This window comes from Flavitalea sp. (assembly GCF_035489435.1).
Lineage (GTDB): Bacteria > Bacteroidota > Bacteroidia > Chitinophagales > Chitinophagaceae > DATHKG01.
This window is the reverse complement of the sequence record NZ_DATHKG010000141.1, coordinates 17,408-31,527: the sequence shown is the minus strand read 5'-3', so window position 1 is coordinate 31,527 and position 14,120 is coordinate 17,408. Positions and strand designations below refer to the sequence as shown.

9 protein-coding genes are annotated in these 14,120 nt (G+C 41.0%); 7 read left to right on the top strand and 2 right to left on the bottom strand.

Features of this window, described 5'->3' with window-relative positions:
* Nucleotides 1-106: 106 nt before the first annotated feature.
* Nucleotides 107-1,720, top strand: coding sequence for a TonB-dependent receptor domain-containing protein (locus VK664_RS22260; protein WP_461400912.1), 1,614 nt, complete (start codon nucleotides 107-109; stop codon nucleotides 1,718-1,720).
* A 21-nt stretch (nucleotides 1,721-1,741) separates the two neighbouring features.
* Here the strand turns inward: VK664_RS22260 and VK664_RS22255 are convergent, their stop codons facing one another.
* The gene (locus VK664_RS22255; protein WP_461400911.1) at nucleotides 1,742-2,218 is read right to left on the bottom strand and encodes a PPC domain-containing DNA-binding protein; all 477 of its coding nucleotides are present in this window, start codon (nucleotides 2,216-2,218) and stop codon (nucleotides 1,742-1,744) included.
* Between the two features lie 174 nt (nucleotides 2,219-2,392).
* On the opposite strand from VK664_RS22255, the gene VK664_RS22250 reads away from it, so the two are divergent.
* The 4 genes from VK664_RS22250 to VK664_RS22235 all read left to right on the top strand — a co-directional run bounded on the left by VK664_RS22250 (nucleotide 2,393) and on the right by VK664_RS22235 (nucleotide 7,727).
* Nucleotides 2,393-3,040 carry an ankyrin repeat domain-containing protein gene (locus VK664_RS22250; protein ID WP_461400910.1) on the top strand — a complete coding sequence of 216 codons (648 nt, stop codon included), beginning with the start codon at nucleotides 2,393-2,395 and terminating at the stop codon, nucleotides 3,038-3,040.
* A 509-nt stretch (nucleotides 3,041-3,549) separates the two neighbouring features.
* Entirely contained in the window at nucleotides 3,550-5,982 is a 2,433-nt protein-coding gene (locus tag VK664_RS22245; RefSeq protein WP_461400909.1) for a TonB-dependent receptor, read from the top strand.
* 39 nt (nucleotides 5,983-6,021) lie between these two features.
* Entirely contained in the window at nucleotides 6,022-6,936 is a 915-nt protein-coding gene (locus VK664_RS22240) for an ABC transporter ATP-binding protein (RefSeq protein ID WP_461400908.1), read from the top strand.
* 29 nt (nucleotides 6,937-6,965) lie between these two features.
* Nucleotides 6,966-7,727: an ABC transporter permease gene (locus tag VK664_RS22235; protein WP_461400907.1), complete on the top strand. Its 762-nt coding sequence runs from the start codon at nucleotides 6,966-6,968 to the stop codon at nucleotides 7,725-7,727.
* Between the two features lie 102 nt (nucleotides 7,728-7,829).
* Here the strand turns inward: VK664_RS22235 and VK664_RS22230 are convergent, their stop codons facing one another.
* Nucleotides 7,830-9,065: an ROK family transcriptional regulator gene (locus VK664_RS22230; protein WP_461400906.1), complete on the bottom strand. Its 1,236-nt coding sequence runs from the start codon at nucleotides 9,063-9,065 to the stop codon at nucleotides 7,830-7,832.
* 162 nt (nucleotides 9,066-9,227) lie between these two features.
* Here VK664_RS22230 and VK664_RS22225 point away from each other — a divergent pair, with 162 nt between their 5' ends.
* Both VK664_RS22225 and VK664_RS22220 read left to right on the top strand, forming a co-directional pair.
* Entirely contained in the window at nucleotides 9,228-12,368 is a 3,141-nt protein-coding gene (locus tag VK664_RS22225) for a SusC/RagA family TonB-linked outer membrane protein (protein WP_461400905.1), read from the top strand.
* An 18-nt stretch (nucleotides 12,369-12,386) separates the two neighbouring features.
* On the top strand, nucleotides 12,387-14,120 hold the full coding sequence (locus tag VK664_RS22220; RefSeq protein ID WP_461400904.1) for a RagB/SusD family nutrient uptake outer membrane protein: 1,734 nt from the start codon (nucleotides 12,387-12,389) through the stop codon (nucleotides 14,118-14,120).

Genomic DNA, 14,120 nt, shown 5'->3' with positions numbered 1-14,120 from the left:
TTTTCAAATTTCCGTTTCCCTAAATTCAAATTCCGTCTCTCGCTACCATTGGCAACACTCGTGATCTACATTCGCGGCTATAAGTCAAAACTAATCAGCCGTTACAATGAAACAACTATCCTTGCTGCTCGCGGTCATCATTTTGTTCGCGTCTTCATTATCAGCTCAGTCCGCAAAATCAGCCACAGCAGTACTTAACGGGAATGTGACTACCAGCGATGGTAAGCCCGCAGCAGGAGTCAGCGTGAGACTGCTAAAGTCGAAATGGAGTGCGATCACAAATGAAAACGGAAAATTCAGTATCCGGAACATCACACCGGGATCATATAAATTGAGTGTTTCAGCTGTAGCAAACGCTGCCCAGGAAAAAGAACTCACAATTAGTGCGGGTGAAACCATACAGCAGGATTTTATATTGTCCGAGAGTGCACAGCAACTGGAGGCCGTAGTGGTTTCTAGCAGGCTATTGAACAAACGGAATGCGTTTGTTGCGAAAATGCCATTAAAGAATATGGAAAACCCACAGGTTTATAGCACAGTCATTTCTGAAATTCTGAAACAACAGGCGATTTTAAACTATGACGATGCCATGCGTAATATACCTGGAATCACACGTACCTGGGAATCAACCGGCAGATCCGGCGATGGTGGGTCCTATTTTGCTTTAAGAGGTTTTGATGCACAGCCAACGCTTATTAATGGATTGCCTGGACTAACCAGCGGCAATCTTGATCCTGCCAATATGGAAGAGATACAGGCGCCCGTTTATCTTACAAGCGCATCCATTGATAACCTGCTGGCTGGAACAGCCTCTGCAAACAGCAACATTGTGAATAGTTCATACAGTGCATATGTTTCAGATGTAATTAATATCACTTCCGGGCTTATGGCAATGTTGAGTCTTCGTGCCGATTATTTTGATTCAAAGGGAGAAAAATCAACAAAAGAGGATGATTTCAACCAATGGGCGCTGTCTCCAAAATTTGGTTTGATCTGGCAACCGGTGCCTGATAAAGTTTCTGTTTTTGGAAATTACATGAATGCATTTATTAACGTAGCGCCCCAACAGGTAGCAGATGCGGATGGCAGTAATGTACGGGTAAAATCTTTTGAACCGGAACAGGCAAATCAGTGGGAATTCGGGGTAAAGACAAATTTGATGAGCGACAAATTATTTGCAACAGTTTCCTTTTATGATATTCGGGTAAGCAACCGGGTTAGTCCGGACCCGACTAATATTAATAATGTTCTTCAAGGTGGCAAGGTTGGAAGCAAAGGTTTTGAAATCGACATCAACGCCAATCCTTATCCCGGTTTTAACCTGATTGCCGGATATAGTTACAATCAAACAAAGGTAATAGCAGGTGACGAAGAAGATTTTTATGCTGAACCCGGGCGTGCACCCGGTGGACAAGGGCCACAAAATCTTGCTAATATTTGGGCAACTTATAAATTACTGAGTGGGAAGCTAAAAAACTTTGGTATCGGTATCGGTGGAAACTATGCAAGCGAGTACAAAGTGATTGATAACAGTAAAACAGGAAATTTTTACCTTCCTTCATATTCACTGCTTAACACCAGTTTGTTTTATAACGGTGATAGGTTCCGGATCACAGTTAACGTAAACAACCTTGCTGATAAACGATATTATATCGGTTATTGGTCGGTTAATCCACAGAAACCAAGAAATTTTGCTGTAAGTATGGCTTGTAAGTTCTAGATCATTTGTTTAGTTTCTAGATCACTTGCTGTTAAGTTGCAGCACATTTGCTCCCAGCGGCTGTTCTTCAACCCTTTCAAGGCGTTTGTCATGAACAATAATATTTATTTCTACAGAACCGGTCCCGACCGTTGCCGCCAGGAGGTGACCGCCATTTGCAGTAAAATCCTTGCCTGTTACCACTCCATGTGTATGTAATGAAACCTTGCCTTTTTGCCAGGCAATGGATCCGGTCATGCTTGCAAGCTCAACGTTTTTGAATTCTTTAGGCTCATATTCTTTTGTCTTGAAATTGAAGAAACCGAAGGTTGCATTTACAAAGCCCATACCCGAGTAGTTAGCAGAAGGGATATTTTCAGTGGTTGCCAGCTTTTCAATATATTGTAAAACATCGTCACCCTGGCGTAGGACCATGAGATAGCCTGTGGGTGTTTTAATATATCGGGCATCAGTGTCGGCTGTTTTGTTTTGGGATAAGACAATTTCAGGTTGCATCATTGAAGCAAAAATTAAAATGAGATAAATCCGGTTCATACAAAATTTTATGGTGTCGTGTGTTAATATTAGATTGCTCTAATAATTATGCCACCAGCGGTTGTGAACAGGCAGGATATTCAGGAATTAATAGCAAAAAAAATCGGCATAATTTTATTCAAACATTATTTAATGAATATGCCAAATTTAGACCAGCAATTGATGGATGCCGTCGTGGAAGGTAATCTGAACACAGTTGAATCGCTGGTTTCGCAAGGGGCAAATATAAATTATATTGACCCCTGGGGAAATTGTGCGGTGTTCACTGCAGCCTGGGAGGGGAATGTCAAAGCACTGGACCTCTATTATAAATTGGGTGCTGTACTTGAGCTGGAAGACAATAACCCACTTTGTAACGCGGCGTATAATGGTAAGTTTGAATCCGTGAAATGGTTGATAGAAAAAGGAGCAAATCCAAATTTTAGTTTTAAGAAGACTGGTGAAAATGCTTTGCATTATGCAATTTGTAAGACCAGTGAAATGGAAGCAAGAACGGGAATTGTAAAGCTGTTGGTAGATGCAGGTACAGATGTAAACAAGAAGACAATTATCAGGGCAGAAACGCTTTGCTTTATGCGGGATGCTTTCTTAAAAGGCGAGACTCCACTTCACCGTGCCGCGGCTTATGGAAACGAGCGTATCATAAAATTGTTATTGGATGCCGGGGCCGATCCATCGGAAAAGGACGCCAATGGAGATTCTCCTATTTCTTGGGGTAGCTGGTACCTGAGAGATTCGGATATATTGCGGTTGCTGTTATACGGTGATGTAGCTGGCATCAGATGAACTATCAATACCTCTTGCCTTAAATTCATGGCATTACCTTTTTTTAATTCAACAGTCTGTTATCAAAACCATCATTCGTAGTTGATATTGCTCCGGGTTTTTTCTGTGCCTGCCTCGATCACTACTTTTATTGCACAACCGTCAATCACGCAGGGCGCCAATTCGTTCTTTACCCTTTAAGCTATTCCTCCCAGGAATTGCTTTAAAACCAAAATCCGGGGTTCTGTAACATCTTTCAGCCCGTTCATCACATTTTCCGTATAAAATTTTGTAAACCGAAAATAAGCCCTATTTTCGTAGTGCACTAATGAAGTAGTACACTAAATCACTATTGTCATTTTGAGATATATCTGTTTTATTTCGTTGCAGTGGACTGATTTTGAGGGAATTGCGGATTACTTCAAAACGTTTTAGCAAAAGGAATAGCACGTTGAGGATCAATAATCCCGCTAAAATATCCCGATCGAAGACTTGAGTGCCGCTTAACCAAAACCTTTAAAATTATTTTTATGAAGATTTCTGCTTTCTTTATTCACCTCCTTCTTTTCTGCTTTGGTGCCTTTGCACAATCTGCCGGTAAAATTTCCGGATCTGTTTTAAAATCCGAAACACCTTTAGAAGGTGCCACCGTTAGCCTTTTACGTGCCAAAGATTCGGCAACCGTTAAATTGTCTGTTTCAAATAAGGAAGGCATATACCTGTTTGAGAAAATCACAGATGGCAAGTACCTGGTGGCTGTTACTGTTGTCGGTCACAAAAAAGCCTTTTCCCAAGTATTAGTAATTACCCCACAGGCACAAAGCATACAGGTTTCTTCAATCAATATAACCGGCGAAAGTAAAAATCTTGCGAGTGTTACTGTTAATGCCAGGAGACCATTAATTGAACAGAAAATTGACCGCACAATCTTAAATGTTGATGCATCAATTACAAATATTGGTACTTCAGCATTGGAAGTATTGGAGAAGGCGCCCGGCGTATCTGTAGACAGAGATGGCAATATTAGTCTTAAAGGAAAAGAAGGTGTATTAATCATGGTGGATGGCCGGCCAACGCAGTTAGGAGGAGCGGACCTTGTAAACCTTCTTCGCAATATGAATTCCAGCCAGCTGGACCAGATCGAGATCATGACAAATCCACCTGCGCGTTATGACGCTGCAGGTTCAGCCGGTGTAATTAACCTGAAAACGAAGAAGGCCATCAAAGCAGGTTTTAATGGTTCGTTGAATCTCACCTATTCACAGGGAATATACCCCAAAACAAATGAGGGCTTCAACTTCAATTACAGGGAAGGCAAAGTAAATGTCTTCACCAACTTAAGTCACAATTACCAGCAAAGGCTTTCTACAATGAGTATTGATCGAAACATTTTTAACAGCAGCACAAATTCGATTGATAAGGTTTTTAACCAGGTGGCGGATCGAATGTCAACGGGTAACGCATATAATGCAAAGGTTGGTATTGATTTTTTTGCGACCAAAAAAACAACATTTGGCGCGGTCGTAAATCTTAATTCAAGGCAGATGACCTCTGTGAACCCAAACATTACCAGGATCTCAAACGCCTCCAAAGTTTTTGAAAGTATAACAAAAGCAATGGTTGATAATCAGAATGATTGGAAAAGTTTTAGCACCAATCTGAATTTCCGTACCATTTTGGACAAAAAAGGAAAAGAGATTACTTCTGATATTGATATCCAGAAATACGGATCAGACAATGATTTGTACATGGTAAACTCGTATACCGATGCAACCGGTAATCCATATGCGAAGGCAGATACATTGTTTGGTGTGTTGCCCCAGGATATTAATGTATACAGCGCAAGAGTTGATTATTTACACCCAATGAAAAAAGGCGCAAGATTTGAAGCCGGTATCAAAAGCAGCATTGTCAGAACAGATAACAATGCGAACTATGATAGTATCCAGTATGGCATGATCGTGCATGACATTAATCGAAGCAATCATTTTATTTATGAAGAAAACATCAATGCAGCTTACTTAAACCTGAGTACGCCCTTATCTAAAAAATTAAATGCTCAGTTCGGGTTAAGGCTGGAAAATACAAATGCAAAAGGTAACCAGATAACAACGGGCGAATATTTCGACAGGCACTATACACAACTCTTTCCGACAGCTTATTTTCAGTATAAAGTAAATGATAAGAATAATCTTGGTGCAAACTTCGGCAGGAGGGTTAGCCGGCCCAGTTATCAAAGTCTGAATCCATTTATCAGGTTCATCGACCGTTACACTTTTAGCCAGGGAAACCCAGGTCTGAAACCTTCAATAAGCAATAACATCGAGCTATCTCATACCTGGAAAAACCAAATTACCACCACCTTAAACTATACAAATGTCAAGGACATCATACAGGAAATAATTCAACAGAAAGGGGAGGAAGCTTATAACATGCCCGCAAATGTTGCAGCACTTAACCAATTTGGAATTTTAGTAAGTGCAAATACACCCATTAACAAATGGTGGACAAGCAACATAAATATCAACGTGTATAATGATCACTACAAGGGTGTCATAGACGGCACTTCGATTGATATGGCTGTAACAAGTTTTGTGATCAATGGAACACAGCAGTTTAAAATAACCAAAACGTTTTCAGCAGAACTAAATGGCAGGTTTAGAAATGGCTGGCTTGAAGGTGTGATGAGGGCAAAGTCTGTGGGTTTTATCGGTGCCGGAATCAGCCAGCAAATTTTCAAAGGCAAAGGCACCATTCGGTTGACAGCGAGGGATATCTTCTATACGCAAAAATTCAGGGGCGTGGCACGTTATGGTAATGTTGATGTTGAACTGAAGCAGGTGGCAGAAACCCAGGTTGTATCTATAGGCTTCTCGTACAATTTCAGCAAAGGGAAAAAGATTGCACCAGTAAAGAGAACGGCAGGTAGTGCTAATGAAGAGCAGGGTCGAATCGGACAATAATAGTAATTAAGATAAATCTAAAGACTTAAATAAAAAAAAATGGTTAATTCATCTGTGATCAGAACTAAGGAGCTTTCCTACTATTACTCGAAAGGTGTACAGACGCTATTTAATATTGATCTGAATGTTCAGAAAGGAACTATTTATGGATTCCTTGGTCCCAATGGCTCAGGTAAAACTACTACGCTGAGTCTGATACTTGGCTTACTGAATAATCAACAGGGCAGCATCGAAGTTTTTGGTCAGCAGCTTCATTCAAACAGGACTTCTATATTGCGAAAGGTTGGTTCATTAATCGAGGTTCCATCTCTTTACTCACATCTCACCGCAAAAGAAAACCTGGAGGTTTATCGGCCTGTCTATGGAGCATCAAAGGCAAGAGTTGATGAAGTTTTAAAAATTGTCGGGTTGGAGGATACGAAAAAGAAAACAACAAAAAGATTTTCCCTTGGTATGAAACAGCGATTGGCCATTGCGCTGGCGTTGCTGCCAAATCCTGAATTGCTGGTTCTTGATGAACCATCAAATGGATTAGATCCCGGTGGGATAATTGAACTCCGTCAACTAATAAAGAAGTTAAATAAAGAATATGGCATGACCATAATCATTTCAAGCCATTTACTTGGTGAGGTCGAGAAGATGGTAAGTCATGTTGGTATCATATACAAAGGAAAGATGCTTTTCCAGGGTTCATTGCCGGAGCTGCATCTTTTCCAGCAAAAGGGTTCAAAATTGTTTGTCAATACTTCAGACAATGATGTTGCCCTTAGATTGCTTTCTGACTATTATCCCGAAATAACAGGAGATAAACTTTCGCTTCCATTTGAGAATCTGAACCAGGTGGCATCAATAAATAAAAAGCTTACTCAAAATAACCTTGATGTATACCTTCTCCACCCAAAGGAAAATGATCTTGAACGTTTATTCATTGATCTGACTTCCAATCAATCTTAAAAATTATTTTTCAACTATCAAAACTAACCATGAGCTTATTAACTTCTCTGCGTTCTGAAATATTAAAGACAAAACGTACGGCAGCATTTTATTTTACCCTGGTAGGCGCGGCCGTTGTGCCAATTGTATACCTGTTTAACGTGGTTTTTGACGAAATTAATGACACAAGGAAAGATCCTTTTAATGCCATGTTTAAGATCGATTTCGAAATGAATTCACTCGTTTTTTTTCCCTGGTTCCTGATACTGATTTGTACATTGATGCCGCAAATAGAGTACAAGAATAATACCTGGAAACAGGTATTCGCATCACCTCAAACAAAAGCAACGGTGTTTATGGCGAAATTTCTCAGTATACATTTGCTTCTCCTGCTTTTTTTGACTGCAAACCATATTTTTATGTTTATCGCTGCATTTGCAACACATTTTATTTTGCCGGAACTGGACCTCTTAAATCAGCCCTTAAATGTTCGCCAGTTACTAGTAAACAATACCAATCTATATCTTACGGTGCTTGCAATAGGTACAATTCAATTCTGGATAGGATTAAGATTCAGGAATTTTATTGTACCTATAGCCATCGGTCTCGCTCTATGGATTGCAGGTACCCTGATGGTATTCGAGTCTCATTCAGTTTATGCAAAATACTTTCCTTATAGTTTCCAGATTTTCAGCAGCCTGCCACAAATAAAACCACAGCTCAATGAAGTTGAATGGACATCATTGGGATACAGTGTAATTGTTCTTATACTCGGGTTCATAGATTTTAACCGTAGAAGAATCAGCGCATAACGCTGTTCATCAAATAGTGATTTTTTGCTCATCCGCCACTCCTGTGGTGTAACGCCATGTTCCTGTTTTCGTTTTAATTCTCGCTTAGTGTAGTTGAATGTTCTAAACGAACAATCCAAGCGTCCTGTCCCTTACTAACAAACAGGCTCCTATTATGCCGGCGCGTTCGCCAATTTTTGACATCTTGAGCTTTGTATCGTTATTTACCAGCGTCAGAGAATATTTATTGATGGCACTTTTAATCGGAAGACGGATATAATCGCCGGTTGCAGCAAGGCTTCCCCCGAGGATCACAAGTTCTGGGTTGAAAAGATTAATTATTACTGCTATACCCTTTCCAAGATTCTCACCTATTTCGGCAAGCAGCTCAATGCAGAGTGTATCTTCCTTTCTAGCGGCTTCTATAATGTCTTCGAGCTGAATATTATTATAATCCTTATGATCCGCAGATAAAATACTCGAAGCGCCGTTTTCCATTTTCTGTTTTAATAATCTTATCAAAGCGTAGCCGGAAGCTTCTGTTTCAAGGCAGCCTCTTTTTCCGCAATGACAAATGATCTCATTATTATACATAGGGGTATGCGCAAGATCACCGGAGAAACCAGATTTTCCATAATACAGTTGTCCATTGATAAAAATCCCCATACCAATACCATGTTCAATATTAACAAAGAGAACATCTTTTTCATGCGTTACGATTCCACTGCTGAACTCACCGTATGCCACTGCACGCGAATCATTTTCAATATAGGTCCGAATGCCTGACCTTTTTTCCATGACCTTGCTCAGCGGTTCCTCATCAAAATGAAAATAACTGTAGCTATATCCGTTTCTGTAATTAATTCTTCCCGATAGGTTTACGCCTATTCCAACGATCCTTTCCCGGCTCACAGGGAATTTATTGATGGCCTCCTCTATAATGTCACATAAATGGTTAAGTGCTTCACGTGTATTCGTAAGCTGATAGGGGATCCTTTCCTCTACATTAAGCAGATTTTTTTTGAGATCAAGCAGGCCTATGTTGATATGATTCATTTTAATATCAACCCCAACGAAATATATTGACTTCGGTTCCAATCCGTAAAGGTTGGGTTTACGGCCAACACCGGATTCGGTTTTGCCATAGTCTTTCACCAGTCCGTCTGTTATCAGCTCTGTTATAAGATCATTGACTTTTGGACTACTGCTGTTCAGATGTTTTGCCAGGTCGGCAATAGTGGCATCTCCCTCATTGGCAAAATATATCAGTATCTGCTTCTTCAATTGAAGGTTTTTGAAAGCGACACCAGTAATATCTACATCAGCGAGATCTTTCAGGAAGGTTATGAAGGTTTCCATGTTGGTATATCAAAAAATACAAGACAAAAAAATAATTTAACAATAACAGTGTTATTAATAAAATATTATTTAGTTTTAGCTAGAGTTAATAAAATAATTTATTAATTGATCTGGTATTTGATAATAAAGTTATAATTAATTACTCTTCTAAACGATTCGATTATGCCAAAACGCTGCTTTAGTTCCAAAACTATTTTTAATTATTTAATCCTTCTGGCCCTGGTCGGCTTTTCGCCCGAAGCATTTTCTCAGACAAGGGTTATCACCGGGCGGATAACTGATTCCAAAGACCAGCCTCTTAAAGAAGCCTCCGTTTCTGTAAAGGGAAGCAATACAGGAACTAAATCCGATGGATCCGGGAGATTTGAATTAAACGTTCTTCGCGAAAACGAAACGCTTGTTATCAGCCTGATTGGTTTTGCCACCCGGGAAGTGGATTGGAGCCCTGATAATTCGGCCCTTACTATCGTACTTCAAGATTCTGCTAATTATTTAGCTGATGTAGTAGTGGTGGGTTATGGAACACAGAAAAGAGCAAATCTTACCGGCGCAGTAGTGCAGGTAGACGGCAAAGTATTGGCAAATCGTGCTATCGTTAATATAGGACAGGGATTACAGGGTGTTGTCGGTAACCTGAATATTTCCACAGTAGGAGATCCTGGTGGGGTTGGACAACCGGCGACCTATAATATACGCGGTAATACCAGTTTAAATGGAGGTGATCCATTCTTTGTGGTAGATGGTATACCTGCAAGCAATATCAATAATCTTAATCCGAATGATATAGAAAGTATTACCATATTGAAGGATGCCGCTTCCTCAGCCATATACGGAGCCCGGGCGGCTTATGGTGTAATACTGATAACTACCAAAAAAGGAAAGAAGGGCGATAAAATTTCTGTGAACTATAACGGTTTGGCTTCATTCAGCACACCTACCTCCCTTCCTAAAATGGCCAACTCCCTGCAGTTCGCAGAGACCTATAATATTTCCGCTGCCAATAGTGGGTTAGCAGCACCTTTTAGTCCGGAAGCGATAAACAGGATAAAGCAGTATATGGCAGATCCGAACAGCATTCCGGTTACTATCCCAAATCCCGGCGACCCTAACCGGTGGGATTGGAACAATGCCAATGCAAACGTAGACTGGTTTAAAGAATTCATCAAACCCTGGTCATTCAACCAGAAACATGATCTCAGTTTAAGCGGTGGTGGTGATGTTACTTCTTATTATATGTCGTTTGGATATTTTGGCCAGGGTGGACAACTGCGTTATGGTGATGATAAGTTTGAACGTTTCAACCTTACGAGTAATGTTCATTCTGAGCCCCTGAAATGGTTAAGATTGGATCTGAGGGTACGATATGCCCGCAGTGTAAGTGACCAACCTTTCCCTTATTCGGATCTGGCGGGAAACTGGTTCCACCTTGCAGGAACCAGGCAGCCTATATGGCCGGTCAAAAATCCGGATGGCCAATACAGCCAGATCTCTACCATTCCTTATTTCACTTCGCAGGGAAGAAGTATCGGCAAATCAAACGATCTGTGGCTTACAGGAGCTGTTGAAATGGAACCGGTCAAAAACTGGAAGATCAATGCCGATTATTCATGGAATACAGTTTCCGGACAAGGCGCCGACCACGATGCTTTCGTTTACTCATATGCGATAGATGGCAGCAAATACAATATTGCCCATGCACAGAATGCGATCAGCAAGAGTTCAACAGGTAATGAATACAGTTCCTTTAATGTGTATACTTCGTTTGAGCAATCATTTAATAAACATTATTTTAAAGTTCTTGTCGGCCAGCAGGCTGAAGTAAGCCGGTTCAATTCTTTATATGGTACACGTTTGAATCTTATTACGGATGCCATACCTTCAATGGGTGTAGCCACCGGCACTCAATCTTCTTCAGAAGCTATTTCTCATTGGGCAACAATGGGCACTTTCGGAAGGCTCAGTTATAATTTCAATGAAAAATACCTGGTTGAATTTAATGCCCGCTACGACGGAACTTCCAAATTCCCTGAGGATGAGCGTTATGGTCTTTTCCCTTCAGTATCGGCCGGATATAATATTGCCCGTGAAAACTTTTTTCCTTTCAAAAATATATTCAGCGAGTTTAAACTTCGGGGATCTTATGGCTCGCTGGGAAACCAGGCCGTTGCTAACTACATGTACCTTGCAAGCGTGCCCATCTATTCAAACCTGGGTTACCTGTTCTCTACTCAGCGGCCAAATTACCTGGGAGCTCCCGGATTGGTCAGTTCCGATCTTACCTGGGAACGGTCAAAGACCCTGGATTTTGGAGTTGATGCGAGTTTGTTTAAAAACCGCCTGAGTTTTTCATTCGACTGGTATGTTAGAAATACCATGGATATGCTCGGTCCCGCTGAAGCACTTCCCGCTACTTTAGGTGTCGGTGTTCCACAAATGAACAACGCCGATCTGCAAACGAAGGGATTTGAACTGGCTATCGGATGGAAGGATAGGATAGGTAAAGACTTTAATTACAATGTATCTGTTGTGCTTTCCGACTATGTATCAAGGGTAAAGAAATATAATAATCCAACCAACCTCCTGTCTACTTTTTATAATGGATTTACTATTGGTGAACTCTGGGGATTCGAGGCTTCCGAGCTGATACAAACTCAAAAACAACTGGATGAGATGCCTGATCAGTCTATCTTCTACGGACAGTGGAGTCTGGGTGATCTGTTATATAAGGATCTTGATGGCGATAATAAAATGACTGTTGGAAAGAATACCCTGGACGATCATGGCGATCTTACGATCATTGGAAATGCTTCTCCAAGATATAGTTTCGGTATCACCGCCGGGTTTAACTGGAAAGGATTTGACTTCAATATGTTCTGGCAGGGAGTTGGCAAAAGGGATATCGCGCTGAACGGAACGCTGTTTTATGGTCTGCTGGGTGGTTATGGTTCCGCTGTTTGGGAAAACACACTTGATTACTGGACGCCGGAAAATACGGGTGCATATTGGCCAAAACCTTACTACACCGGTGAGATCAATAAAAACCGCTCACTTTCTTCCAGGTATCTTCAGAGTGCAGCTTACATGCGATTAAAAAATCTGCAACTCGGCTATACCATAGCGCCTGAGATCCTGTCAAAATGGAAAATGAAAAATATCAGGGTCTTTGTAACAGGAGAGAACCTTATCACTTTCTCTTCCATCAATGAAAATTTCGATCCTGAAGTGATCGGTGGGGGCTGGGGTTCAGGAAAAATGTATCCGCTGATGAAGACTCTCACTGTTGGATTAAACTTAGGATTATAATCTTCCAAAAAAAATAACATGAAAAATATTTATAGCCTAATACTGTTGCTTATAACGGTCATCGCTATCCCATCCTGTAAAAAGTTCCTCGACCGGCCACCATTGGACACTATTACAGATAAGGAAATGGCATTCTCAAAAACGGAGATGGAATTGTATAGCAATCAGTACTATACCAGCTTTCCGAATTTCCTGGATGCATTTTATGCGGATAATTCATCCGATAATATGGTTCATGGAAATTATAATTACAATGCATTGCTATCAGGTATTATTACTGTTCCTTCCAGTGACGGCGGATGGTCGTGGGGGACTATCAGGAGCGTGAATTATTTTTTAGCGAATTATCATGTAACCACTGAGCCATTCGCTGAAATTAAAACTTATGTAGGCGAAATGTATTTCTGGAGAGCCTGGTACTATTTTGGAATGTTGAAATCCTTTGGCGATCTCCCCTGGTATAACAAACCTCTTGGTACCAATTCCGAAGAATTATATGCGCCCAGGCTCCCGAGAAATGTTGTTGCTGATTCCATACTGGCAAGTCTTGACAAAGCAATCGAGTTGCTGAATGATAAAAATACAGCAGCAACACTCCGCCTCAATAAGGATGTTGCACGCACATTTAAATCAAGGGTAGCACTATATGAAGGCACATGGGAAAAATACCATCAGGGAACTCCCTTTGGAGTAGAGGGTTCAGATTACAATAAATATTTTCAACAGGCAGCAGCAGCTGCCCAACAAGTAATCAACGGCAATAATTACCAGATCGTTGCAGGTAATGATCCCCAATGGGATTACTGGAATCTTTTCAACCGGCTTGATCTTTCAGGAAATACTGAGGTTATTCTCTGGAGAAAATACAGTCTTTCACAATCGCTCACACACCAGGCACAGAATTACCTGTTGTATGAGGGAGGAAATACAGGCTTATCTAAACAACTTGTTGATTCATACCTCGGCATTGACGGAAAGCCTATAGCATTGAGTCCCCTCTATAAAGGTGATGACTCCATAGCCGGTGTTGTGCAAAACCGGGATCCGCGTTTACGCCAGACGATCTTTGTGCGCGACCATCCAATGGTGATACAGAATGGGGATACTGTTAAAAAATTCAGCGAGCCATTTATCAATATGTCGGGCGAAAGCAGGAATACTACCGGCTACCAGTTATTTAAAGGAGCTGCGCCAAATATAGAACCCCAGGGTGCAGGTCCGGGAAGTGGAGCTGGAGCTACAACTGCAGCTATCCTATTCCGTTATGCTGAAGTATTACTTAACTATGCAGAAGCACATGCAGAATTGGGAACCTGCACTCAACAGGTGCTCGATGCAAGTATAAATAAACTGCGCGATAAAGTGGCTATGCCACACATGACTGTAGCTATCGGTTTTGCCGATCCGGCCTGGGATTTTCCTCAACTTTCCGCATTACTCAATGAGATCAGAAGGGAGAGAAGAGTGGAACTTGCCTGTGAAGGTTTCCGATATGATGATCTTTTCCGCTGGGCTGCAACCGATCTGATCAAAGCACCATTAAAGGGGGCTAAATACGCTCAGTTTGTAGGTAAAACATTCAATCCTCCATTATCGAACATACCAGTGAGCAGCGATGGTTATATTTTTCCTTATTTAAATTCGCCGGCATCCAATGGCTGGCAGTTTGATAAGACAAAAAATTATCTGCGGCCTTTGCCGGTAAATGAAATGACCCTTAACAATAGTCTTAAACAAAATCCCGGTTACTGA

Bases quoted from the DNA above. Each gene is read 5' to 3' on its own strand.
- VK664_RS22255 (WP_461400911.1), bottom strand. From the start codon at position 2,218: ATGATGCAACCTGAAATTGTCTTATCCCAAAACAAAACAGCCGACACT.
- VK664_RS22250 (WP_461400910.1), top strand. From the start codon at position 2,393: ATGCCAAATTTAGACCAGCAATTGATGGATGCCGTCGTGGAAGGTAAT.
- VK664_RS22230 (WP_461400906.1), bottom strand. From the start codon at position 9,065: ATGGAAACCTTCATAACCTTCCTGAAAGATCTCGCTGATGTAGATATT.
- VK664_RS22245 (WP_461400909.1), top strand. From the start codon at position 3,550: ATGAAGATTTCTGCTTTCTTTATTCACCTCCTTCTTTTCTGCTTTGGT.
- VK664_RS22235 (WP_461400907.1), top strand. From the start codon at position 6,966: ATGAGCTTATTAACTTCTCTGCGTTCTGAAATATTAAAGACAAAACGT.
- VK664_RS22225 (WP_461400905.1), top strand. From the start codon at position 9,228: ATGCCAAAACGCTGCTTTAGTTCCAAAACTATTTTTAATTATTTAATC.
- VK664_RS22240 (WP_461400908.1), top strand. From the start codon at position 6,022: ATGGTTAATTCATCTGTGATCAGAACTAAGGAGCTTTCCTACTATTAC.
- VK664_RS22260 (WP_461400912.1), top strand. From the start codon at position 107: ATGAAACAACTATCCTTGCTGCTCGCGGTCATCATTTTGTTCGCGTCT.
- VK664_RS22220 (WP_461400904.1), top strand. From the start codon at position 12,387: ATGAAAAATATTTATAGCCTAATACTGTTGCTTATAACGGTCATCGCT.